Source organism: Frateuria sp. (assembly GCF_035695185.1).
Taxonomy (GTDB): domain Bacteria; phylum Pseudomonadota; class Gammaproteobacteria; order Xanthomonadales; family Rhodanobacteraceae; genus Frateuria_A.
In genome coordinates, this window is sequence record NZ_DASSES010000206.1 from 51,846 (window position 1) to 74,063 (window position 22,218).

Consider the following 22,218-nt stretch of genomic DNA (forward strand, 5'->3'; position numbering starts at 1 on the left):
GCTTGCGTGAGGCCCACGGCCGGGCCCGCCGACCGCCGGCGGGCGTTCAGCGCGCCGCGGGCACGAGCATGTCCGCGACGTCCGCGTAGTGCCCGTCGCCCGGCTGCGGCCGGATCCCGAGCAGGTGGGTCATCAACGGATAGACATCCACGTTGGGGAACACCGGCATGCGGGCATGGGAACGGAAGGCCGGACCGTGCGCCACGAACAGCGCGCGCATGCGCGGGTCGGCATTGTCGAAGCCGTGCTCGCCCAGGATGGCCTTGCCGTGGTGCAGCACGGTGCCGCGATTGCGGGTGATCAGCCAGCCGACCCGGGCCAGGCAGAACAGCGGCGGCACGCGCTCGTTGTGGCCGTAGTGCAGGTGCGGCGGGATGTCGGCCTTGCGCCAGCACTGCATGTGCGGCTGCGGCTTGAGCAGGGCCGCCGCGACCTCGTCCTCGTGGCCGGGGGCGGGAACGATGCCGGCGATGGCACCTTCGGACACCATCTGCATGTGCGAAGGATCGACCAGGTCGTCGAGGAAGATCCGCTGGTTCGGGGGCGTGGCCGCCATGCCGTGGTCGGCCAGCACGATCAGGTTGACGCGGTCGTACAGGCCGCGCTGCCTGAGCCCGGCGACCAGCCGGGCGATCGCGTGGTCGACCTGGGCGATGGCCGCATCCGTCTGTGCGGAGTCGGGGCCGTGGTAGTGGCCCGCCGTGTCGACCGCCTCGAAGTAGAGGGTGAGGAATCCGGGCCGCTGCGCGGCCGGCAGGTCCAGCCAGTGCAGTGCCTGGTCCACGCGTGCGTCGTAGGGCATGTCGCCGTCGTAGACCAGCCAGTGATCGGGGCGACGGCCGCGGATCGGTGCCTCGGAGCCGGGCCAGAACATGGTGGCCGTGCGCACGCCCTGCCGGTCGGCGCTGACCCAGATCGGCTCGGCCTGGTCCCACCAGCGCCCGTCACTGACCGCAGCGCGGTTGGCCAGCGTGAACCGGCCCAGGCCGGGCACCGTCATCGCGTTGTCGACGATGCCGTGGTGATCCGGGTATCGGCCGGTGACCAGGCTGTAGTGGTTGGGAAAGGTCAGCGACGGAAACGAGGGTTGCAGCCCGTCGCCACGCACGCCCTCGGCGGCAAGCGCCTGCAGCGTGGGGCTGTCGCCACGATCGAGGTAGTCGGCGCGGAAGCCGTCGATGGAGACCAGCAGCAGCGGCGTGCGCGCATCCGGACGGGTGGTCGCTGGCGTGCTGCAGCCGGTCACCAGCGCGAGCAGGGACAGGCAGGCAAGGCGGAGAAGCTTGGTCATGCAGGGGCTCGGGGAAAACGGGGATCGCGGATCATCGGCGGCCCGGCCTCGGCCGGGCACCTGCCGTCATGCCTATTGCGGCAGGCGCGGGCGCATGCGTGTGCGGCGGTTGACCCACGTCAATCCATGGCGCGCCGGGGCGCTGCACACTGGTTGTGGGCAGTCGCCCGATGCAAAGGAGCTGGCGTCATGCGATGGCTGACTTCGACCCGTATGCCGCGCTGCGCGCGTGGATGGCACGGCCTGTGGCTCGCCTGCCTGCTGCTGCCATGGCAGGCGCATGCGGTGCCTTCGTTCGCCAGGCAGACCGGCCAGCCCTGCGTCGCCTGCCACGTCGGCGGCTTCGGTCCCCAGCTGACCGCCTTCGGTCGCCAGTTCAAGCTGCTCGGCTACACCCTGAAGACGGCCGACGCGCCGAACGCGCCCCTGTCCGCGATGCTGGTGGAGTCCTTCACCCGCACGCGCAAGGCGCAGGCCGAGCCGCCGGCCGACGGCTTCTCGCGCAACGACAACGTCGAGCTGCAGCAGGCATCGGCCTTCCTCGCCGGCCGCCTGTCCGAACACCTGGGTGTCTTCGCGCAGGCCACCTACTCGGAAAACGGTGGGTCCCTCGGCTGGGACAACATCGACCTGCGCTATGCGCGGACCTTCTCCGGCCGGCGGCACGCCGGCATCTGGGGCGTGACGCTCAACAACAACCCGACCGTGAGCGACGTGTTCAACACCGCGCCGGCCTGGCAATACCCCTACATCGCCGCCGATCTCGCGCCGTCGTCGCCCGCGCAGCCGGCCCTGTTCGGCGCGCTCGGCGGGCAGGTGGTCGGTGTCACCGGCTACGTGCAGCTCGGCGGCGCGCTGTATGCGGAAGCGGGCGGGTACCGCTCGCTGTCTCCGGCGTTCCTGCGCAGGGTCAACGCGGACTTCGACGGGCGCCTGGCCGGCATCACGCCCTATGCGCGGCTGGCCTACAGCTGGAACCTGGCTGCCGGCAGCTTCACGCTGGGCGGCTTCGCGCTCGACGCCCGGCGGGGACTGACCGGCGAGGACGCGACCGGACACGCGGTCGCGCTGGCCGGTCCCGACGACCGGTTCCGCGACCTCGGCCTCGATGCGGCCTACCAGTGGACCGGCAACGACCAGCTGGTGACCGTCAACGCCCTGTACGTGCACGAGCGCCAGCGGCTGGATGCCACCTTCGCGGCCGGCGACGCCGAGCGCCTGCACGGCAGCCTCGATGCACTGCACGCCAGCGCGAGCTACTGGTACCGCAACCGCTGGGGCGCCACGCTGGGGCTGTTCGCCGACGACGGCAGCCGCGACGCCCTGCTGTATGCGCCGGGCCGCCCGGACACCCGCGGGCAGAGCCTGGAGCTGGACTGGAACCCGTTCGGCCAGGCCGATTCCTGGCTCGCCCCCACGGCCAACCTTCGCCTGGGCGCGCAGTACACCCACTACAGCCGCTTTGCCGGCCGGGTGCGCAACATCGACGACGCGGGGCGCCGCGCGGGCGACAACGACACCTTGTTCCTGTACGCCTGGCTGGCCCTCTGAGGTGGCGCTTGCCGCGGACCGTCCGACGTGCCGCGCGGTTGACCCGGATCAGGGCAGGAAAGCAGGCGTGCCTCACCATGGTCGGGCCGGCAGGTGCCGGCAACTTCCATGGAGTCCACGATGCAATTCGAACTGTCCACCGCGCACCACGACACGACCCTGCTCGCTGCCGCCGTGCATGCGCTCGATCCCCACGCAAGCGTCGTACTGGATGCCGGGCGCGGCCGGCTGGAGGTCCTGGCGAGCGCAAGCAGTGCCCAGGTCGTCGACGCGCTGCTGGCCATCGGTTGCCTGGCCCGGCCGCTTGAGAAAGAAGTGCACATCAGCGGTGGAAGCACCTGCTGCGGGCACTGCGGCTGATTGCAGCGAGCGCAGTCGGGTCGGTTTTGCCGCGTCCGGCGGTGGGCCCGGGCGGGCGTGCGGAGGTGGAAGAGGGGCAGCACTCCGGCTGGCGAATGGGGCGCGGGTTTCGCTTGCCATCGGCATGGTGGCCGGGAATCGCGCGCATCCGCGGCGCACTGGGCGACACCATCCCCTCTTCCAGGGACCTTTATGGCACTCCCGGGGCAGGTGGATATTGATTTCGATCAACCCGTGTCGAGCGGCCACGCAGGGCCGCCGGCATCGACACGGCAAAGGCTGGAAGCCACGCTTCGCTCCCGGCACGCGCGGTCCTCCTGGCCGGGCGGGAGAAAAGGAAGCTGTAGGCGCCTGGCCGATCCTTCGACCTTGCGGTCGCAAGGCGTAGTCATCGGCCGACAGACAGGCACCCCGGGCCGCGGCAAGCTCGGCTTTGGTAACCCACCAGCCCCGGAGCCGCCATGAACCGCATCAGGATGACCATCGTCGCATTCGCCCTCGTCGCCTGCAGCTCTGCGGCAGGCGCGGTCGAGCGCCCCAGCAGCCGCATCCGCCGCGATGCGCCCAAGGGGATCACCGAGGCGTTCTATTCGTGCATCGACAAGGCCCGGTTCAACGAGATCGACGAGGCCTACTGCACGACGCAGGAGCGGGAGCGGCAGGATCACCGGCTCAACGCCAGCTATCGAGCTCTGTTGCACAAGCTCGACGGAGATAAGAGGAAGAGCGCGATCGAGGCAGAGCGCGCCTGGCTCAAGTTGCAAGGCAAGACAGCCGAACTCGAAGGCTCCCTCTATGGAAGTGAGCTCATCGGCAACCTGCAGGTGACGCAAAACGAGACCTTCGCCATCTGCCAGCGAGCCAACCAGCTGGACGAGTACCTCGCCCTTGCCAGTGACCTCTAGCGCCAAGGCTCATCCTTGAAAACCCCATCCGTTAAGGGAGGAACGGTATGCCAGGACCGGATTCGCACGACTTGGACGCCCTCGCCGGCGCCATGTATTTCATCGTGGGCCGCGCCACCGAGGGAGGGCCCTCGCCCTACCATCTGACCATTGCCGGCATCACCCTGGAAGGGTTGGAACCCAACTGGGGCAAGGTGGAGAAGGTTGCGGCCGATAGTGGCTACTCGATCGGGGCCATCCAGGTCGACCTTGGGAAGCGCGGGACATGGCCACTAGGCGCAACAAGAAGCATGCCCTTGGAGCCTGGTCAGGTCACATACGTGGATGGTCTTATCGCGCAGGCAGCGCAGTACGCTGAAAAACATCACCTTGCTTTCCCCGGTGACAAGGCGAAGCTCCGCGACCAATTGCTTACTCACGGTGATGGCAAGAACAACCGGAGCAAGCTGGATTTCATTGAGCCTGATGTGCGTGACACATTCAACGCATGGGCAAAATCGGAAGGCGGTCAAAAATGGATTCATAGCAATATCGACTACCCGCAAATTCGCAGTGCAACCCAACAAGCGTTGGACATGTTGGACGCCGTCGGCAAAAACGTCTCCGAAAACCACCGTTTGGAAGCCGTTGCCGTCCTGATGAAAACCGCAAACCAAAGGCCGGCTGAACTGGCTCGATTCCGCGACGTCCTGTCCCATGGCGGCAATTACGACGACATGCTGGCCGCGGCCGAGGAAATCGCGCGTCACAACAAGAGCTACGCCGGCGTCGAGGCCGCGACCTCCGCGGGACGGTACCTGGAGGCCTACAGCGACGCCACGAAAACCGCCGCGCTTGATCGCGCCCAGGCCAAGGTGGGGAGTGTCGACTTCAATCCCGCCACCTTCGCAGTGGACCAGGACTTGCAGGAGGCGTTGAGAGCCATAGGTCAGGGGCCCGCGATCCACGTCCTTCGCAAAGGCTCCCATGGCGACGGGGTCGTTGCCCTCCAGACCAACCTGGCCAGGCTTGGCATCACCGATGCGCACGGCCGCGGGTTGCAACCCGATGGCGCCTTCGGCGCGAGCACGCGGGAAGCGGTCGTGGCCTTCCAGCGGGCGCATAGATTGAAAGGCGACGGCCTCGCGGGGCCGCGGACGCTCGAAACGCTGGATGAAGCCATACGGCAGCAAGGCGTGAGCCTCGCGGATCGCCGTCATCCGGGACACGCGCTTTTCTGCCAGGCACTGGAGCAGGTTCACCTCATCGACGCGAAGTGCGGCCGCACGCCCGACGAGCTGTCGAACAACCTTGCCGGCGCGCTGGTCACCGCTGCACGGGGGCGTGGTCTGGCCGGCATCGACCATGTGGTGCTGGGGGAGAACGCGACGCGCGCCTTTGCCGTGCAAGGGGAGCTCGATTCACCGTTCCGGCAAGTTGCCGGCGTCGACATCCTCCAGGCCGTTGCAAAGCCGCTGGCACAAAGCAGCGCCAAGTTCCATGCGTCCGCGCAACCGGTCGGCCCCCACCCGGAGGGATTGCAGCATCAGCACGTCGCGTTACCGGCACCCGCCCAGGCCATCCGCCACTGAGCAACTCCCGGCACCAGGGGGGTGAAGCCGCGAGTGCATGAGGTGAAGCGGGGCGCACGCGATCGGCCTGGCCGCTAGCCAGTCTCCGCCTGGCGCTTCAGCGCCTGGGCCTCGGCCTGAAGATAACGGCGCGTGGTGCGGCCGAACATCCTGCCCAGCAATGCGCCGAGCACGCCCTCGAACCGGAAGCGCAGGCGAATCTGGACCGCCTGTCCGTCGAGAGGCGTCACGGCATGGTCCGCAACCATCGTCATGCCGGGCGAGCGGGCCTGCCACTGGAAGTGCGTTCCGGACTGGAATTCGGTCACTGTCCACACCGCGGGGCGGAGCTTCGGTTGTTCCACCCGGTAGCGTCTGCCGATCGCCAGCGGGCCGCCATCGAGGGCATCGACAAGGGTTACCGTCGGCAGCCAGCGCGGCCAGGACTCGACGTCTGCGAGCAAGGTCCAGACGCGCTGGGCGGCCGCCGCTATCCCGGCAGTGACTTCGAATTCGACCATCTCCCTTCTCCTCGGTCCGAACGCCAAGCTGCGGAGAATATGCCGCCGCGGGCACAACCTTGCCGGGCAGGAGTCTCCCCTGACTTTTGCTGTAACTTGCGAGGCTTGTCCATGTGCCTGTCGGAGGTTTTCATGTCCCGTGCCGTTTCCGCTGGTTTGCCGATCGCCTTGCGCGGCCGCCCATGGCGTCTCGCCCTGGCGGTGTCGATGGCCCTCGCGGCGGGCGTTGCGTGTGCCCAGGCCCCGGGGAAGTCCCGTGTGCCACCCCCGCAGGACACGCCCTATCCGGGCACGGTCGCCATCCACGTGGATGCAAGCGACACGCGGCAGGGCATCTTCCGGGTGCACGAGACCCTGCCGGTGACGGCCGGTGCGTTGACCCTGCTGTACCCGGAGTGGATCCCCGGCGACCATTCGCCGAGCGGTCCGGTGGCCATGCTTGCCGGCCTGAAGCTCAGCGCCAACGGCCGGCCGCTCAAGTGGATGCGCGACGAGTACGACGTGTATGCATTCCACCTGGACGTGCCGGCGGGCGTGTCCACCATCGACGCGGACTTCCAGTACCTCTCCAGCCGCGACGGCGGCTACGAGATGACCGACCGCATGCTGGACCTGGAATGGAACAAGATGGCGCTGTATCCGGCCGGCCATTTCTCGCGCGGTATCACCTTCGCGCCGAGCGTGACGCTGCCGCACGGATGGCAGTTCGGCAGCGCGCTGGAAACCGCGTCGAGCAAGGGCGACACCACCCTCTTCAAGCCGGTGCCCTTCAACACGCTGGTCGATTCGCCGATCTACGCGGGGCAGTACTTCAAGCGCGTCGACCTGACGCCGGCCGGCGGAGCGCCGGTGCACCTGGACGTCGTCGCCGACGCGCCGAAGTACCTGGCGATGACCCCCGGGCAGCTGCAGGCGCATCGCGCGCTGGTGGCCGAGGCGGTGACGCTGTTCGGGTCCCACCACTACGACCACTACGACTTCCTGTTTTCGCTCTCGGACCAGCTGGGCGGCAACGGGCTGGAGCACCACCAGTCGAGCGAGGACGGGCTGGGCGCCGACTACTTCACCGCCTGGAAAGAGGATGCGCCCGGACGCGACCTGCTCGCGCACGAGTTCACCCATTCGTGGAACGGCAAGTTCCGCCGTCCGGCGGACCTGTGGACGCCGAATTTCAACGTGCCCATGGGCGACTCGCTGCTCTGGGTGTACGAAGGACAGACCCAGTACTGGGGCTACGTGCTGACCGCTCGCTCGGGCCTGTGGACCCCGGAGCAGTTCCGCGATGCGCTGGCCATGACGGCCGCCAACTACGATCGCAACCGCGAGGGTTTCCAGTGGCGCACGCTGGAAGACACCACCAACGACCCGACCGCAGCCCATCGCTCGGGCCTGCCTTACCGCAGCTGGCAGATGAGCGAGGAGTACTACAGCGCCGGCCAGATGCTGTGGCTGGAGGTGGACGCCAAGCTGCGTGCCCTCAGCCACGGCAGGAAGTCGCTGGACGACTTCGCCCGTGCCTTCTTCGGCGTCGACAACGGCAGCTTCGTCACCAAAACCTACACCTTCGAGGACGTCGTGACAGCGTTGAACGGCGTGGTGCCCTACGGCTGGGCCGCCTTCCTGCACGCGCACGTCGACACGCTCGATCCGCCGCTGCTCGACGGCCTGCAGGGCACCGGCTGGAAGCTCGTCTACACCGACCAGCCGAGCGCCTACGAAGAGCAGTACGACAGCCGGCCGGAGTCGCCACGGCACATCTTCAATTTCGCCTGGTCGATCGGCCTGACGCTGGACGACCACGGGCAGGTCAACGACGTGCGCTGGGACGGGCCGGCCTTCAAGGCCGGCGTCAGCACCGGTGCCATGCTGGTGGCGGTGAACGGGCAGGACTATTCGACCGACGTGCTGAAGCGCGCGATCACCGCCGCCAAGAACGGCAAGGCGCCGATCGAGCTGCTGCTCAAGTTCCAGGGGGGCTACCGTACCGTGCCGGTGGATTACCACGGCGGCCTGCAATATCCGCACCTCGTCCGGGTCAAGGGCACGCCCGATTACCTGAGCGAGATCATCGCGCCGCACAACCGCTGACTCGTCCGTCGGCTGCTGCCGGGCCCGCCGTGCAATGGCCTGCCGGAGGGCAGGCCCGTGCCCGGCGGCAAACGACTCGGCCGTCCGCCCATCCGTCGACACCGCCCGGCCCGCCTTCAACACGGCATAACCCGCGGCGGCCCATGCTGCGGCCATGCTGGATCGGCGGGCATTCCTCAGGCGATGGAGCCGCATCGCGTTGGGTGCGGTCGGGGGCGTGCTCGTGCACCGCGTGCATGCGGGCAAGGCCCGGGGGCCGCCGCAGGGCGGCCGGCGCGAGCCGGTGACGCTGTTCCTCTGCGGCGCCGGGGTATCGACCAGATCCTGGCGCACCCTTCCGATCCGGTGCTGTACGAAGGCCACGTGCACGATGCGCGCGGCTACGTCGCGCTGGCGGAGCGGGCGCACGGCCCGATACCGCGAAAGGTCGCGGCCGGCTACGTCTGGGGCGAGGCGCTGAAGCAGTGGCAGGCACGCCGGCCGGCGCTTCGCATCGTCAACCTGGAAACCAGCATTACCCGGCATGATCGTCCCTGGCCCAAGGGCATCAACTACCGCATGAACCCGGCCAACGTCGGCGTGCTCACCGACGCCGGCATCGATTGCTGCACGCTGGCCAACAACCACGTGCTCGACTGGGGCTACGAGGGCCTGGCGCAGACCCTGGCGGTGCTGCGGGCGGCGAAGATCGCGGTTTGCGGGGCAGGCGAGCGGCTGGCCGCGGCGCAGGCGCCGTCGGTGCTGTCCTTGCCTGGCGGGCGTCGCCTGCTGGTGTTCGCGGCGGCCACCGGGGACGCCGGGGTGCCGCCGGACTGGGCCGCCGAAGCGACCCGTGCGGGCGTGTGGCGCCTGCCCGATCTGTCGGCGGCCACCGTGGCACTGGTCGCGGCCGAGGTGGCCCGGCACCGGCACACGGGCGACCTGGTGCTGTTCTCGCTGCACTGGGGCGGCAACTGGGGCTATGAGATCGCGCCGGCGCAGCGGGCGTTCGCCCACGCGCTGATCGACGAAGCCGGCGTGCACCTGCTCTGCGGCCATTCCTCCCACCACCCCAGGGCGGCCGAGGTGCACCACGGCCATCTGGTGCTGTACGGCTGCGGCGACTTCCTCAACGACTACGAGGGCATCGGCGGGCACCAGGCGTTCCGCAGCGAGCTGGGGCTCATGTATTTCCCGCAGCTGGATACCTCGCACGGGCGGCTGTGCGAACTCGCCCTGGTGCCGACCTGCGTCCGTGGCTTCCGTGTCGGGCAGCCGGCACCGGAAGACCGACGCTGGCTGCTCGATGTCCTGCGCCGGGAATACGCCCGCATGGGCTGCGATGTGGCGGAGAGGCCCGATGGCAGTTGGGCACTGGTCTGGTGACGGGTCAGCTGCGGTTATGCGAGGCAGCGCACAGTGCCGGTGTAGGAAAAGTCTGATCGAGGCGGCGCTTGGCAGTTCCTTCACAGGGGGCGACACAGGCTTCGTCCCTTTAGGCCGTCGACCTTCTGGACGGCAGTGCAGTGGTGTCCCCGGCCCCGGGTCTCCCTTGGACCTCGCGCCGATACGTACCAGGAAACCATGAATGACCAGCTTCATCGCACGCATAAAAAAAATAAGAAGAGCCATCGTCAAGCGCATGCCCGATCCGGTCTATTACCCCTACCGGTATCTGCAGATCTACGGCAGGGTCGGAAGCCTCGCGCAACCCAGGCGCTACTCGGAAAAGATCTTCCACCGGATGCGCCACCCGCTGCCGGTCTTCACGCGGCTGGCGGACAAGGTGGCGGTTCGCGACTACATCGCGGACGTGGTCGGCGAGAAGTACCTGGTGCCGGCGTTCTTTTCCTGCGATCAGGTCACGCGCGAGACCTTCAGCAGCCTGCCCGATGTCTTCGTGATGAAGGCGAACCACAGTGCGGGGCAGACGCGGATCGTCCTGGACAAGCGCAAGGAGGATCTGGACGCACTCGCGGACCTGGCCAACGGATGGCTGAAGACCGATTTCTCGATCAGGCAGCGGGAAAAGCACTACGGGAAGATCCCGCGCCGGATCATCTTCGAAGAAGCGCTGCTCGGCCCCACGGGGGAGCCGCCCGACGACTACAAGTTCTGCGTGCTCAACCCGGGTGACGGGCAGGAGCCCTTCGTCTTCGTGCAGTATGTCCACGACCGCTTCAAGAACGACATGACGCAGGACTTCTACCTGGCCGACTATTCGCCCGCGCCGTTTCGCTTCCGCGGCCTGAAGCCCAGCGGAAAGCCCTTGCCGCAGGTGGAGGGGTTGGAGGAGATGATGCGCATTGCGAGGAAGCTGGCCGAGCCGTTCGGCTTCCTGCGCGTGGACTGCTACTACTACGGAGGCAGGGTCTACGTTGGCGAACTCACGTTCACGCCGGGCGCCGGCATGTATGCCCTGTCGCCTCCGCACTGGGATGTGATGCTCGGCGCCAAGTTCCGCTGGCCCGAGACCGCCGGGCAGGGCGGGTGATCGCCCGCGGGCGGACAGGGAGGCAACCCGCGAAAAAAAAGGAGGCGGCAGGTGCCGCCTCCCTCGCTCCGGCTCCGTCGCCCGGTCAGCGGCCGTTCCCATGGCCCGTGCCGGACCCGGTCGTGCCGCCGGCGCTGCCGGCCGTGCTGCTCACCGCCGCCCGTACCGCGGCATTGGCATCCAGGATGCCGGCCCCGATCGAGGTCCGCCGCGACGGCTTGATGCTCGGCGCGTAGGCGGTGCTCTGCAGGATGCTCAGCACTGCGCTGGGCGAGAGCAGCGGCTGGCCGGAGGCCAGGCGCGCGCTCTGCATCAGCGCGACCGCACCGGCGACATGCGGTGTGGCCTGCGAGGTGCCGGCATAGCCGCCATAGGTGCTGTCGTTCGGCACCGGCGTGGTGGTGCCGCTGTTGAGCGCCTGCCAGATGAAGCCGTCGTTGGACTGCGTGCCGCTGCTGGCGTCGTTCTCGTAGATGCCGCCACCCGGCGCGGCCAGTTCCACGGCCGAGCCGTAGTTCGAGTAGAACGCACGGCGACTGGTGATGCCGGTCGCGGCGACGGTGATCACGCCCGGGCAGCTCGCCGGCGAGAAGCGGGAGGCGTCGGCGTTGGAGTTGCCCGCCGCCACCACGACCACGGCGCCCAGGCTGTTGGCCTGGGCCACGGCCAGGCCCTCGGGGTCGGTCGCGCTGCAGCTGCCCGAGCCGCCCAGGCTCATGTTGATGACCTGCGCCGGGTGGGTGTTGTCGGGCACACCGTCGACGTGGCCACCCGCCGCCCAGACGATGGCGTCGCTGATGTCACTGTCGTAGCCGCCGCAGTGGCCCAGCACGCGCACCGGCAGGACCTTGGCGCTATAGGCGATGCCCGCCATGCCCTGGCTGTTGTTGGTCAGCTCCGCGCCGGCCGTGCTGGCGACGTGGGTGCCGTGCCAGGAGCTGTCCTCCGGCGGATTGCTCGAGTCGGTGCACGCGGAAAGGTAGGGTTCGGTGGTGGTCAGTCACCCAGGTCCCACCCACCCGGCGCACGACCGTCAGTCGCGCGGCCGGAGACCATCGAGTCGGTGATGAAGTCGTAGCCGGCATCGGCCAGGGACGTGTCCACGTCCACGTGGCGGGTGATACCGGTGTCGAGCACCGCGATCGTGATGCCGGTGCCATCGGCAACGTCCCACGCATTGTCGACATTGCTGCCGCCGTTGTTGGCATCTCCGAACGCGGTGGTCGATCCGTCGGCCGCCTTCAGGTCCCACTGGTAGTTGCCGTAGTAGGTGTCGCTCGGCGTGAAGGTGGCCGGCTGCAGCGCCTTGGGCGCCGAGAAATCACGCACCGGATGGCGCAGCACGTCAGGGGCGACGCCCAGCACGGCCGGATCAGACGCGATCTGCTTGATCAGCGCGGCCGCCTCGGCCTTGTCCAGCTTGCGCGAGGTGCGCACCAGGTCCGAGCCGATGGCGAGCTTGCGCTGGTAGACGGCACGGGGCATCGCGCGTCCGGCGGCGGCCTGTGCCAGGCCGGCGCGGCTGATGGCGGCCTGGATGTTCTGCGCCGCAGCGGCATGGTCCGACCGCTCCGCGGTCCCCTGGCGATAGGTCACGATGAAACGGTCGTAGTGCCCGCCGTCCTTGAGCGAGCTGATGTTGTAGCGGGTCGTTGTCGGCGGCGTGCTGCCCGCGTTGGCCGAAAACGAGAGCGCGAGCGCGATGGAGGCGCCGAGCAGCGCCTTGACTCCGAAACGATGATGCATGCGTGTTCCTCTGACAGTGGCGGCCGTGCGCGGCCCCCGAGTGAGGCGGATGCGTGAACCCAGATGGACGGCAATCCCCCATGGCACCCGGCCCCGGCTTTGGTCGCCGGCCCCTTCCGGGTGTGATTCGACGCTAGGCAGATGAACGTTTCCGGTTTGTGAAGCCTGGCAATTACAAACGCGACACAGTTCACCGAATCACGGAGGCACCGAAGGGCTCGCCGCCAGGGCCCCGCCGGCACCGTCCCCGTGTCAGCAGTCGTGCCCCCCGGCTGCCGGGCGCTTCGCCCGGGCGCGCAGTACGCTCGAACCGTCGGTGCGATGCGTGGAGGCAGACGAGAGATGTTCGATGCAATTCATACCGGAACCCCGGCCCAGGTCTGGCAGGCGCTGGTGAAGGAGGCGGGCGAGCGCAACCGGTGGCCGCTGGACGAGACGCACGAGAGCTACCTGGTGTTCCTGCTGTTGCGCTACCAACGGGAGCCCTGGCTGCTTTCGCATGTGCACGGGGTGGACTGGATGGAGGCGATGCAGCGCGTCGGCAGCGCGCGCGCGGAGGGCCTGCGCGAGGTGGGCGACCGCTGCCTGGTGGTGGCCGGCCTGTTTCCCGAACTCGCGGAGCGCCGCCGCGTGAGCGTGGAGTACTTCATGGACATCGGCCGCAGCGCCTACCAGGGGGTGGCCGACGCCAGCCGCCAGGCCTATGCGGCGCTGTACCGGCAGCTCTCGCAGAGCTACCGCGAACTGGTCGGCACGCTGCGGGCCATGCGGCTGCTGTCCGCGCCCGAACTCATCCGGATACCGGGTCACGGCCAAGGCTAGCCGCGCGCTACCGGTCCGGATGTGCCCGGGGCGCACCACTCGAGGCCGGCATGCCGGCCTTCGAATGGTTGGCCCGCGGGAAGGCTCAGAAGCGCCGGCCGGTGTCGAGGTTGCTGCCGGTGCCGCGGGCCGTGCCCAGGGCGGCACCGGTGCCGGTGGCGATATCCGCGGCGCCATGCCGCTCGAAAATGGCGCGGGCGCGATCGCGTTCGACGATGTCCTCGGTATGCACCGTCACCAGCGCGTTCCCCTCGCGGATGCGCTCGTCATAGTGCTTGGCTTCCAGCTCGGGAATGCCCATGCCGATGAGCGCGCCGACGATGCCGCCGGTGGCCCCGCCGATCGCCGCGCCGCCGAGGGCCGCCATGATCGGCCCGGCGGCGATGAACGGGCCGAGGCCGGGGATGGCCAGTGTGCCGATGCCGACCAGCCAGCCCAGGCCGGCGCCGGCCCCCATGCCGACCACGCCGCCGGTGGTCGCGCCTTCAGGCGCCTTGGTGTGGTGCTCGGTGGCGAACTCGCGGGTGCCGCGACGGTCCTGCATCAGCACGGAAATGTCGGTGCTGGAAAAACCGGCATCCTTGAGGTCGTCGACGATGGCCTCGGCCTTTTCCTGGTCGGGAACGGTGCAATACACGGATGCGTACATGGTCATCTCCTCAATGGGCATCGTTGGCGATGTCGAGCTGGTTGTCGACGCGGGTCACGCCGCGCACGCCGGTGGCATCCCGTTCCACGCGCGCTTTCTCCGCGGCGCTGGCCACCGGCCCGCGCAACGTCACCACGCCGTTGTCGGCCATGACCTTGACGTTGCGGGCGTTGATCGACAGTCCATCGTCGTGGACGATGGCCTGGCGCACTTTCGCGACCAGGTCCACGGCCGGGGAGTTGTTCGGCTGATCTGCCGGGGTGGTGGTGGCGTGGTCGCGGTCCCGCCGGTTCAGGCGGGTGTTGTCGGCGTCCGCGCCGGTGGCGCCGCCGACGGACTGGCCGGCCGCAGGCGATGCCTGCATCGGCGTGGCCTGTTGCGCGAAGGCGCTGGCGCTTGCCGCGAGCGCTGCGAGCAAGCCCACGGCCAGAGGTCTGGGCAATGCGACTTTCATGGGTTCCTCCTTGTAGGGAGCGATGCGGGAACGGCCCGCACTCCGGGTCCGGCGTGGTCTTGGGCCGGAAACGGCACGCTATGGAGGCGGCGGTAAAGCGGCCGTGTCATCCCGGTGAGCGGACTCGACTACTGGAACCCCGGCGCACCCGGGGCGGGGCGTTCACATCCTGCCGGTCGTCTGCTATGAGTCTCCGCTCCACGGCTAGGCACGGACGACCAGGCAGGTGACCAGCAGCTCTCCCGCACATCTGCGCGACCTTGCGCGCCTGCGCCGGGTCCGCGACCGCATCGATCGCGAGTATGCGCAGCCGCTCAACGTCGAGGCGCTCGCCCGCGGCGTGCACATGTCGGCCGGCCACCTCAGCCGCCAGTTCAGGCTCGCCTTCGGCGAGTCGCCCTACAGCTACCTGATGACCCGGCGCATCGAGCGCGCGATGGCGCTGCTGCGACGTGGGGACCTGGCGGTCACCGACGTCTGCTTCGCGGTGGGCTGCGCCTCGCTGGGGACCTTCAGCTCCCGTTTTACCGAACTGGTCGGGGTCCCGCCGAGCATTTACCGGCGCGAGGCGGCCGCTGCGACCGCGGGCATGCCCGCCTGCGTCGCCAGGCAGGTCATGCGACCGGTCAGGAATCGAGAAGCGCCCGACCCCGAGCGGGACCTAGCATGACGGCTCCTCCCACACCGAGCACCGCCGTCATGGACATCAGCATCCACGCCAGTTTCCTCCCGCACACCGATCCGGACGCTTCACTGGCGTTCTATCGCGACACGCTCGGTTTCGAGGTCCGCAACGATGTCGGCTACAACGGCATGCGCTGGATCACCGTCGGCCCGCGCGACCAGCCGGGTACCTCCATCGTGCTTTTCCCGCCGGCGGCGAGCCCGGGCGTCACCGACGAGGAGAAGCGCACCATCGCCGAGATGATGGCCAAGGGCACCTACGCCATCATGCTGCTGGCCACCCCGGACCTCGATGCCGCGTTCGAGCGCATCCAGGCGAGCGGCGCGGAGATTGTCGAGGAGCCGACCCACCAACCCTACGGTGTGCGCGATTGCGCCGTGCGGGATCCCGCGGGCAACCTGCTGCGGGTGCAGGAGCGGCGCTGAGCCGCGTGCCAGGCCCGGCCAGGGCATCACGAAGGAGGCGATGACCGTCATGAAGAGCGGCAACCTGAAGGACGGGCCGGGCGGCCAGACGCCCGCCCGGCTGATCGACGCGAGGATCAGGGACCTGGACGACTGGCGTGGCCCGGTGCTGGCCCGGGTCCGGGCACTCATCCGGCAGGCCGACCCAGGCGTGGTGGAAGAGTGGAAATGGCGAGGGGTGCCGGTGTGGTCGCACGACGGCATCCTCTGCACTGGCGAGACGTACAAGAACGCGGTGAAGCTCACCTTCGCCAAAGGCGCCCGGCTGGAGGACCCGACGGGCCTCTTCAACGCCAGCCTCGAGGGCAACACCCGGCGGGCGATCGATATCCACGAAGGCGACATGCTCGACGAGGAGGCGTTGCAGGCGCTCATCCGTGCCGCGGTCGCGCTGAACACGAGGCAGCCGGCCGGTTGAAGACCGGGCGGGGCGGGGGAGGGGCTCTTCCCCACGCGCCCTGGCCCGCCTGCCCGACTGCTGTCCAGCACGGCTTCACCCACTGCCACGCGGCTGTCACACCCGGCTTACCGCCGACGAGTAGCATCGCCGCCCGGGTGCGGGACCAGCAAGACGAACGACGGCAAGAGCTGGCGAAGAGCGGGCGCAAACAGGCGCACTGCGAACCGGCCGCACCATCGAGTTTTCCCATGTGCGGGGCCGGGAGGGCAGCATCCGCGATCGGCTTCGTGCAGCGCCAGCCGGGCCATGGCTGGCGGCAGGTTGTCGCGTGCCACGCAAAGGGGTGCGCAGCCTGCGAGGCGACGCGGCACCGCCGGATCCTGCCGCACTCTCCCTGGAGGGTTCCCTCATGATTCCACGCAAGCGACTCTTGATCGGCGCGCTCGCGCTCGCCTTCTGCCTGTCCCCGGCACCGCCGGCCATCGCCGCGGAAACCGGCGCATTGCCCAGTACACAAGCCATCGCCAGCCTGGTGCAGACGCACACGGGCTACCCGGTGAAGGTCTCGGTGTACGCCACCGGCCTGAACAACCCGCGAGGCCTCACGTTCGGTCCCGACGGGCATCTCTACGTAGCCGAGGGCGGCCGTGGCGGTACCCACACGACCACCGCCATGGACTGCACACAGGTGCCGGAGGTCGGGCCGTACAGCGGCAGCTACACCGGCGGGCGCATCTCCCGGATCGACCACCACGGCCATCGTGTCACGGTCACCAACAAGTTCCCGTCGAGCCAGACCAACGCCGCCAGTGGTGGCCTGGTGAGCGGCGTGGCGGACGTCGCCTTCCTCGGCCACAAGCTGTATGCGCTGACGGCCGGGGCCGGCTGCTCGCACGGTCTGAAGGGCACCTACAACGGCATCGCGCGGGTCGACCCGGACGGCTCGATCCACTGGATCGCCAACCTGAGCCGCTACCAGAAGCACCACCCGGTGCAGAACCCGGAGGAGGAGGACTTCGAGCCGGACGGCACCTGGTACAGCATGGTGGCGCTGCACGGTTACCTGTACGCGCTCGAGCCCAACCACGGCGAGCTGGTGAGAGTGAGCCTCGACGGCAAGGTCCGGCGCGTGGTCGACGTGTCGGCAAGCCAGGGCCACATCGTGCCGACGGCGCTGGCCCACCACGGCCACTTCTTCATCGGCAACCTCAACACGTTCCCGATCACGCCGGGCTCCTCGAAGGTGCTCAAGCTGACCCGGAACGGGCAGTTGTGGCCGGTGGCCGGCCACCTGACCACGGTGCTCGGCATCGCCTTCCACCATGGACGCATGTACGTGCTCGAGAACACCACCGGCAAGGACAACCTGGCGCCGACGCCAGGTACCGGCAAGGTGGTGCGCATCGACCCGTCCGGCGCGCGCCGCGCGGTGGTCACCGGCCTGGTGCTGCCTTCGGCGCTGACCTTCGGACCGGACGGTGCGCTGTACGTGTCCAACATGGGCTTCGGATTCCCGCCCGGGATGGGTCAGGTGCTGCGCTTCGACTTCGACGCCTGGCGCCACCCGCACTAGCGGGCCGGTGGACGAAGCGGCCCGCGTCGCGGGCCGCTTCGGTTCGAGTGCCGCGGCGGCTTATTTTTCGAGCGTGCGGACCGCGTCGAGCGTCTCCTGCACGTGCCTGTTCGGCTTGAGGTCGGAGTAGACGTGGGCGATCTTGCCCGAGGGGGCGATCACGTAGGAGGTCCGGTCGGACCAGCCCGGGCGCATCGTCAGCAGGGCGTCGTATTCCCTGGCGATCTTCGCCCCCGTGTCCGCGGCGACCGGGAATTTGCCGCTGCAGTGCTCGGTCTCCCTGGAGAAATCGGCCAGCTGGTCAGTGTTGCCGGCGGTCACGCCGATCACCGTGGCGTGCAGCGCCCTGAACTTGTCGATGGCCTGCGAGAACAGATGCGCCTCGAGGTTGCAGCCGGACGTGTGCGCCGCGGGGAAGAAGTAGACCACCACCGGCCCCTTCTTGAGCGCATCGGACAGATGGAACGTGAAAGGCTTGCCGGCCAGGTAGGCGGGTGCGGTGAAATCCGGCGCCTGCGTGCCTTCCTTGAGGGCGGCGAAGGCCGGTGCGGCGAGAAGGGCGCCGGCAAGGGCGAGCGCGGCGAGCTTGAGCGGAGACTTCATGGGATGCTCCTGAGGCGGCGTGGGAGCATCGTTTATACGCCACAAGCGCCCCCGTGGGTGCCCCGGAGGTGGCGGGGCCGGCCGGGAGAGGCGGGCTCGCGCCCGCCCCTCCCGTAGCGCGCTTACTTGCCGTGCGGCTTGAACGCGACCGCCGCTTCGACCGCGGCCGCCGAGTCCACGATGCCTGCGCCGATGGAGTACTTGCCCTTGGGCCGGATCATCGGGTCGTAGGCGGTCTTCTGCAGCACCTTGAGCACCTGCTTCGGCTTCAGCAGCGGCAGGCACAGTTCCTTGCGCGCGCTCTGCATCAGCGCCACGGTACCGGTGACGTGCGGGGCGGCCTGCGAGGTGCCGGCGAAGCCGCCGTAGATGGTGCCTTCGGGCACCGGGGTGGTGTCGCCGTCGTTGAGCGCCTGCCAGATGAAACCGTCGTAGGAGATCGTTCCGGTGTCCGGATCGTCGTCCTGGTAGACGCCGCCGCCGGGCGCGGCGATTTCCACCGCATGGCCGTAGTTGGAGTAGAAGGCGCGCTGGCTGGTGATGCCGGTGGCCGCCACCGTGATCACGCCGGGGCAGCCGGCCGGGGTGTACTTGGCCGCGTCGTCGTCGCTGTTGCCGGCCGAAACCACCACCACCGCACCCAGCGCATTCGCCTTGGCCACCGCCTGGGCGGTCACGTCGTGCCGGTTGCAGCGGCCCTCGCCGCCCAGACTGAGGTTGATCACCTGCGCCGGATGGTGGTTGCGCGGCACGCCGTCCACCTTGCCGCCCGCGGCCCAGACGATCGCGTCGGCGATGTCGCTGGTGTAGCCGCCACAGTGGCCGAGCACGCGCACCGGCAAGACCCGGGCGTGGAAGGCGATGCCGGCCATGCCCAGGGCGTTGTCGGTGATCTCGGCGCCGGTGGTGCTGGCGACGTGGGTGCCGTGCCAGGAGCTGGGCTCGGGCGGGTTGTTCTCGTCGGTGCAGGCGGACAGCCACGGCTCGGTGGTGGTCCAGTCGCCCAGGTCCCAGCCGCCGGGCACGCGGTCGTCGGTGGGGCGCCCGGAGACGAATGCATCGGTGATGAAGTCGTAGCCCTGGTTGGCCAGGCTGGTGTTGACGTCGACGTGGCGGGTGATGCCGGTGTCCAGCACGGCGATCACGATGCCCTTGCCGTCGGCCAGGTCCCAGGCGTCATTGACGCGCGTGCCGCCATGGTTGGCGTCGCCGAAGTAGGTGATGCTGCCGTCGGGCGCCTTCAGGTCCCACTGGTAGTAGGGGTAGTAGGTGTCGCTGGGGGTGAAGGTGGCCGGGGCGAGGTTGTCCGGCGCCGGGATGTCGCGCACGCGGTGCAGCATCACGTCCGGCGTCACGTAGGCCACTGCCGGGTCCGCGGCGATCTGGCGGATCAGGTTGGCCGCCTCGCCGCTGTCGAGCTTGCGCGAGGTGCGCACCAGGTCCGCGCCGGTGGCGAGCTTGCGCTGGTAGGACGCCTGCAGGCTTGCACCGCGACCGCCGGCCACCGTGGCCCGGTCGAGACCCGCCCGGCTGATCGCCGCCCCCACGTTCTGCAGGAGCGCCGCGTGGTTGGTGCGCTCGGTGCTGCCGTCGCGGTAGGTCACGATGAAACGGTCATAGTGGCCACCGGGCGAGAGACTGCTGATATCGAAGCGCGTGTTGGCCGGCCCGGATGCCGTGGCGGCGTGGGCGGACAGGGACAGGGCGAGGGCGATGGATGCGCCCAGCAACGCCTTGATCGCGTAACGGTGTGTCATGCGGTGGTCCTCCATGGTGGCGCCGGGCATCGGCGCGTCGAGCGACGACAGCGCCGGATGGCGCTGCCTTGTCGCGGAAACTGCGCTGCCGGAGCCCCGTCTCCAGCCGCCGCGGGCCTCCCCTGCGGCATCTCGCGCGGACATTAGGCAGGCGCTCGTGGCGCAGTTGTGAAAGTTCGCGCCTGCACCGGGGCGGTGCACGCAGGAGGCAGGCCGGCCATCGCGCATCCCCGCCGGCGCCGGCCGACGAGGCTACCGGACCCGTCCATGGACGTGTGGCAAACCGGCAGGCTCGGGCGTATCGTGGCGCGCGCGCATGCGCCTGCATGCGTACTTGCGTAGACGCTCGTCGGCCTGATCGACGGCGGCGCCTTACAGGGGGACGCGGTCACCTAACCGATTTACGGACGAACAGGAGACCGTTTATGAAGACTCGACTGCTCATCGCCCTGGCGGCGATGGCGTTTGCCACCGGCGCGATGGGGGCAACCCCGGTCACGCTGAAGTTGCAGAAGGGCACCACCACCGTCCCCCACGCCGCGCCCGTGGGCGGCGCGCCGTTCACCAGCCTGGAGCAGGACCCGGCGATGACGGCGGGCGACGCCGGGTCGGGCGACGGCGAGGACGACCTGGGCCAGCAGCCGGTGGTGAACCGCACCATCAGCCATGGCCACCACAACGGCCTCGACGCCATGGGGCATGCCACGCGCGCCAAGTCGCACCCGCAACTGAAGGGCGGGTTCGAGGGCCTCGACTTCCACGACCAGCGCTACGCCAACAACGGCAACCAGTTCTCGGTGGAGCCGCCGGACCAGGGCCTGTGCGCCGGCAACGGCTTCGTCATGGAAAGCGTCAATGACGTGCTGGCGATCTACGACCAGGCCGGCAACGAGCTTGTCGGCCCGGTCGACCTGAACACGTTCTACGGCTACCCGGCAGCGATCGACCGCAACACCGGCGCCTACGGCCCGAGCATCACCGACCCGTCGTGCTACTACGACGCGGACACCCGTCGCTGGTTCCAGGTCGTGCTGACGCTGGACCGCGTCGGTACCAGCTCGGCGCTGTCGGGCAACAATCACCTCGACATCGCGGTCAGTCAGACGGCCGACCCGACCGGTGCCTGGACGATCTACCGGCTGCCGGTGCAGAACAACGGCACGGAAGGCACGCCGGACCACGGCTGCGCGGGCGGCTTCTGTCTGGGCGACTACCCGCACATCGGTGCGGACGCCCATGCGATCTTCCTGACCACCAACGAGTTCGCGCTGTTCGGCTCCGGCTTCTACGGTGCGCAGATCTATGCGATCTCCAAGCACGCGCTGGCGGCCGGCGATCCTTCGCCCAACGTGGTGTTGTTCAATGCCGGCGACCCCAGCGTGCCCGCACCCGCCTTCACCGTCTGGCCGGCGATCTCCACCGGCGGGCAGTACGCCGGGGCGCACGGCGGTACCGAGTACCTGCTGAGTTCGGACGCGGTGTTCTACGACGAGGGCACCTCCGACACGATCTGGCTGTGGGCGGTGTCCCATACCGGCGCCATCGACAGTGCCCCGATGTCACTGGCCCTGGACGTCTCCCCGGTGGGCGTGCAGACCTACGCGGTGCCCACCAGCCTGGTCCAGCAGAAGCCGGGCGATGCCCCACTTAGGGATTGCTTCGCCACGCCCGGCTGCGCACCGACCTACCTGGGTTATCCGACCATCGTGTATCCCACGCCACGGCCGATGGCAGTGAATGACTCGCGCATGCAGCAGGTCAGCTTCGCCAACGGCAAGGTATGGGGCACGCTCGACACCGACGTGTTGCTGGGGGACGGCAGCCACGGTTCGGGCGTCGCCTATTTCGTCATCGACCCGAAGTCCGGCGGCGTCTTCGCCAACGGCACGCTGGCCCTGCCGGATGCCAACCTCACCTACGGCACCTCCGCCGTGACGCAGAGCGGGCGCGGCGTGATCGCGTTCACGGTGGTCGGCCCGAACGACTGGCCCAGCGCGGGCTACGCCAGCCTGGACGCGAAGCTCGGCGCCGGCGAGGTGCATATCGCGGCCGCGGGTGCCGCGCCGTGGGACGGCTTCACGGGCATCCCCTACCTGGCCGGCAACCGGCCGCGCTGGGGCGACTACGGCGCGGCGGCCGCGGAGGGCAACACGATCTGGACCGCCTCGGAGTACATCGCCCACACCTGCAACCTGGCGCAGTACTTGAGCGCGCCGCTGTTCCAGTGCGGTGGGACGCGCGGCGCGCTGGGCAACTGGTCGACGCGCATCTCGAAACTCCAGCTCTGAGGTCCTGACGGTTGGCGGCGGGCGCGGTGGATGGCCTC

General features: G+C 68.9%; 21 protein-coding genes. 13 read left to right on the forward strand and 8 right to left on the reverse strand.

The window, feature by feature from the left end; translation table 11 throughout:
• Positions 1–46 precede the first annotated feature (46 nt).
• On the reverse strand, positions 47–1,291 hold the full coding sequence (locus tag VFH59_RS16995; RefSeq protein WP_325166102.1) for an alkaline phosphatase family protein: 1,245 nt from the start codon (positions 1,289–1,291) through the stop codon (positions 47–49).
• 189 nt (positions 1,292–1,480) lie between these two features.
• On the opposite strand from VFH59_RS16995, the gene VFH59_RS17000 reads away from it, so the two are divergent.
• From VFH59_RS17000 to VFH59_RS17015, 4 genes are all read left to right on the forward strand, one after another.
• The gene (locus VFH59_RS17000; protein WP_325166103.1) at positions 1,481–2,842 is read left to right on the forward strand and encodes a cytochrome C; all 1,362 of its coding nucleotides are present in this window, start codon (positions 1,481–1,483) and stop codon (positions 2,840–2,842) included.
• Positions 2,843–2,962: 120 nt separating this feature from the next.
• The gene (locus VFH59_RS17005) at positions 2,963–3,202 is read left to right on the forward strand and encodes a hypothetical protein (RefSeq protein WP_325166104.1); all 240 of its coding nucleotides are present in this window, start codon (positions 2,963–2,965) and stop codon (positions 3,200–3,202) included.
• Positions 3,203–3,663: 461 nt separating this feature from the next.
• On the forward strand, positions 3,664–4,107 hold the full coding sequence (locus VFH59_RS17010) for a lysozyme inhibitor LprI family protein (RefSeq protein WP_325166105.1): 444 nt from the start codon (positions 3,664–3,666) through the stop codon (positions 4,105–4,107).
• Between the two features lie 71 nt (positions 4,108–4,178).
• Positions 4,179–5,678, forward strand: a complete 1,500-nt coding sequence (locus VFH59_RS17015) for a peptidoglycan-binding domain-containing protein (RefSeq protein WP_325166106.1) — start codon at positions 4,179–4,181, stop codon at positions 5,676–5,678.
• A gap of 74 nt (positions 5,679–5,752) precedes the next feature.
• On the opposite strand, the gene VFH59_RS17020 is transcribed toward VFH59_RS17015, so the two are convergent.
• Positions 5,753–6,178, reverse strand: coding sequence for an SRPBCC family protein (locus tag VFH59_RS17020; protein WP_325166107.1), 426 nt, complete (start codon positions 6,176–6,178; stop codon positions 5,753–5,755).
• 207 nt (positions 6,179–6,385) lie between these two features.
• Between VFH59_RS17020 and VFH59_RS17025 the strand changes: the two genes are divergently transcribed.
• The 3 genes from VFH59_RS17025 to VFH59_RS17035 all read left to right on the forward strand — a co-directional run bounded on the left by VFH59_RS17025 (position 6,386) and on the right by VFH59_RS17035 (position 10,739).
• Positions 6,386–8,266 (forward strand): M61 family metallopeptidase, encoded by a 1,881-nt coding sequence (locus VFH59_RS17025; protein ID WP_414655910.1) that lies wholly within the window; start codon positions 6,386–6,388, stop codon positions 8,264–8,266.
• A gap of 183 nt (positions 8,267–8,449) precedes the next feature.
• Complete coding sequence (locus VFH59_RS17030; RefSeq protein ID WP_325166109.1) at positions 8,450–9,631, forward strand: CapA family protein; 1,182 nt, start codon at positions 8,450–8,452, stop codon at positions 9,629–9,631.
• A gap of 202 nt (positions 9,632–9,833) precedes the next feature.
• A complete protein-coding gene (locus VFH59_RS17035; RefSeq protein WP_325166110.1) occupies positions 9,834–10,739 on the forward strand; it encodes an ATP-grasp fold amidoligase family protein in 906 nt (301 codons plus the stop codon).
• An 85-nt stretch (positions 10,740–10,824) separates the two neighbouring features.
• Here the strand turns inward: VFH59_RS17035 and VFH59_RS17040 are convergent, their stop codons facing one another.
• Positions 10,825–11,739 (reverse strand): S8 family serine peptidase, encoded by a 915-nt coding sequence (locus tag VFH59_RS17040; RefSeq protein WP_325166121.1) that lies wholly within the window; start codon positions 11,737–11,739, stop codon positions 10,825–10,827.
• The gene (locus tag VFH59_RS17045) at positions 11,736–12,485 is read right to left on the reverse strand and encodes a hypothetical protein (RefSeq protein ID WP_325166111.1); all 750 of its coding nucleotides are present in this window, start codon (positions 12,483–12,485) and stop codon (positions 11,736–11,738) included. The genes VFH59_RS17040 and VFH59_RS17045 overlap by 4 nt, the downstream gene beginning before the upstream one ends.
• 342 nt (positions 12,486–12,827) lie before the next feature.
• On the opposite strand from VFH59_RS17045, the gene VFH59_RS17050 reads away from it, so the two are divergent.
• Positions 12,828–13,307, forward strand: coding sequence for a hypothetical protein (locus tag VFH59_RS17050; protein WP_325166112.1), 480 nt, complete (start codon positions 12,828–12,830; stop codon positions 13,305–13,307).
• An 85-nt stretch (positions 13,308–13,392) separates the two neighbouring features.
• Here VFH59_RS17050 and VFH59_RS17055 read toward each other — a convergent pair whose 3' ends face one another.
• Complete coding sequence (locus VFH59_RS17055) at positions 13,393–13,956, reverse strand: general stress protein (protein WP_325166113.1); 564 nt, start codon at positions 13,954–13,956, stop codon at positions 13,393–13,395.
• Positions 13,957–13,966: 10 nt separating this feature from the next.
• The gene (locus tag VFH59_RS17060; protein WP_325166114.1) at positions 13,967–14,410 is read right to left on the reverse strand and encodes a BON domain-containing protein; all 444 of its coding nucleotides are present in this window, start codon (positions 14,408–14,410) and stop codon (positions 13,967–13,969) included.
• A 226-nt stretch (positions 14,411–14,636) separates the two neighbouring features.
• Here VFH59_RS17060 and VFH59_RS17065 point away from each other — a divergent pair, with 226 nt between their 5' ends.
• The 4 genes from VFH59_RS17065 (at position 14,637) to VFH59_RS17080 (ending at position 17,532) form a co-directional block, all read left to right on the forward strand.
• On the forward strand, positions 14,637–15,080 hold the full coding sequence (locus VFH59_RS17065; protein WP_325166115.1) for a helix-turn-helix transcriptional regulator: 444 nt from the start codon (positions 14,637–14,639) through the stop codon (positions 15,078–15,080).
• A gap of 29 nt (positions 15,081–15,109) precedes the next feature.
• Positions 15,110–15,520 (forward strand): VOC family protein, encoded by a 411-nt coding sequence (locus VFH59_RS17070; RefSeq protein WP_325166116.1) that lies wholly within the window; start codon positions 15,110–15,112, stop codon positions 15,518–15,520.
• A 49-nt stretch (positions 15,521–15,569) separates the two neighbouring features.
• Positions 15,570–15,977, forward strand: a complete 408-nt coding sequence (locus VFH59_RS17075) for a DUF1801 domain-containing protein (RefSeq protein WP_325166122.1) — start codon at positions 15,570–15,572, stop codon at positions 15,975–15,977.
• Positions 15,978–16,368: 391 nt separating this feature from the next.
• Entirely contained in the window at positions 16,369–17,532 is a 1,164-nt protein-coding gene (locus tag VFH59_RS17080; protein ID WP_325166117.1) for a ScyD/ScyE family protein, read from the forward strand.
• A 60-nt stretch (positions 17,533–17,592) separates the two neighbouring features.
• Here VFH59_RS17080 and VFH59_RS17085 read toward each other — a convergent pair whose 3' ends face one another.
• Together VFH59_RS17085 and VFH59_RS17090 are read right to left on the reverse strand one after the other, a co-directional pair.
• Positions 17,593–18,135 (reverse strand): peroxiredoxin, encoded by a 543-nt coding sequence (locus VFH59_RS17085; protein WP_325166118.1) that lies wholly within the window; start codon positions 18,133–18,135, stop codon positions 17,593–17,595.
• Positions 18,136–18,257: 122 nt separating this feature from the next.
• Entirely contained in the window at positions 18,258–19,892 is a 1,635-nt protein-coding gene (locus VFH59_RS17090) for a S8 family peptidase (protein ID WP_325166119.1), read from the reverse strand.
• Between the two features lie 425 nt (positions 19,893–20,317).
• On the opposite strand from VFH59_RS17090, the gene VFH59_RS17095 reads away from it, so the two are divergent.
• Positions 20,318–22,180: a hypothetical protein gene (locus tag VFH59_RS17095; protein ID WP_325166120.1), complete on the forward strand. Its 1,863-nt coding sequence runs from the start codon at positions 20,318–20,320 to the stop codon at positions 22,178–22,180.
• Positions 22,181–22,218: the final 38 nt, after the last annotated feature.

Bases quoted from the DNA above. Each gene is read 5' to 3' on its own strand.
- VFH59_RS16995 (WP_325166102.1), bottom strand. From the start codon at position 1,291: ATGACCAAGCTTCTCCGCCTTGCCTGCCTGTCCCTGCTCGCGCTGGTG.
- VFH59_RS17000 (WP_325166103.1), top strand. From the start codon at position 1,481: ATGCGATGGCTGACTTCGACCCGTATGCCGCGCTGCGCGCGTGGATGG.
- VFH59_RS17005 (WP_325166104.1), top strand. From the start codon at position 2,963: ATGCAATTCGAACTGTCCACCGCGCACCACGACACGACCCTGCTCGCT.
- VFH59_RS17010 (WP_325166105.1), top strand. From the start codon at position 3,664: ATGAACCGCATCAGGATGACCATCGTCGCATTCGCCCTCGTCGCCTGC.
- VFH59_RS17020 (WP_325166107.1), bottom strand. From the start codon at position 6,178: ATGGTCGAATTCGAAGTCACTGCCGGGATAGCGGCGGCCGCCCAGCGC.
- VFH59_RS17025 (WP_414655910.1), top strand. From the start codon at position 6,386: ATGGCCCTCGCGGCGGGCGTTGCGTGTGCCCAGGCCCCGGGGAAGTCC.
- VFH59_RS17030 (WP_325166109.1), top strand. From the start codon at position 8,450: ATGGAGCCGCATCGCGTTGGGTGCGGTCGGGGGCGTGCTCGTGCACCG.
- VFH59_RS17035 (WP_325166110.1), top strand. From the start codon at position 9,834: ATGACCAGCTTCATCGCACGCATAAAAAAAATAAGAAGAGCCATCGTC.
- VFH59_RS17045 (WP_325166111.1), bottom strand. From the start codon at position 12,485: ATGCATCATCGTTTCGGAGTCAAGGCGCTGCTCGGCGCCTCCATCGCG.
- VFH59_RS17050 (WP_325166112.1), top strand. From the start codon at position 12,828: ATGTTCGATGCAATTCATACCGGAACCCCGGCCCAGGTCTGGCAGGCG.
- VFH59_RS17055 (WP_325166113.1), bottom strand. From the start codon at position 13,956: ATGTACGCATCCGTGTATTGCACCGTTCCCGACCAGGAAAAGGCCGAG.
- VFH59_RS17060 (WP_325166114.1), bottom strand. From the start codon at position 14,410: ATGAAAGTCGCATTGCCCAGACCTCTGGCCGTGGGCTTGCTCGCAGCG.
- VFH59_RS17070 (WP_325166116.1), top strand. From the start codon at position 15,110: ATGGACATCAGCATCCACGCCAGTTTCCTCCCGCACACCGATCCGGAC.
- VFH59_RS17075 (WP_325166122.1), top strand. From the start codon at position 15,570: ATGAAGAGCGGCAACCTGAAGGACGGGCCGGGCGGCCAGACGCCCGCC.
- VFH59_RS17080 (WP_325166117.1), top strand. From the start codon at position 16,369: ATGATTCCACGCAAGCGACTCTTGATCGGCGCGCTCGCGCTCGCCTTC.
- VFH59_RS17085 (WP_325166118.1), bottom strand. From the start codon at position 18,135: ATGAAGTCTCCGCTCAAGCTCGCCGCGCTCGCCCTTGCCGGCGCCCTT.
- VFH59_RS17090 (WP_325166119.1), bottom strand. From the start codon at position 19,892: ATGACACACCGTTACGCGATCAAGGCGTTGCTGGGCGCATCCATCGCC.
- VFH59_RS17095 (WP_325166120.1), top strand. From the start codon at position 20,318: ATGAAGACTCGACTGCTCATCGCCCTGGCGGCGATGGCGTTTGCCACC.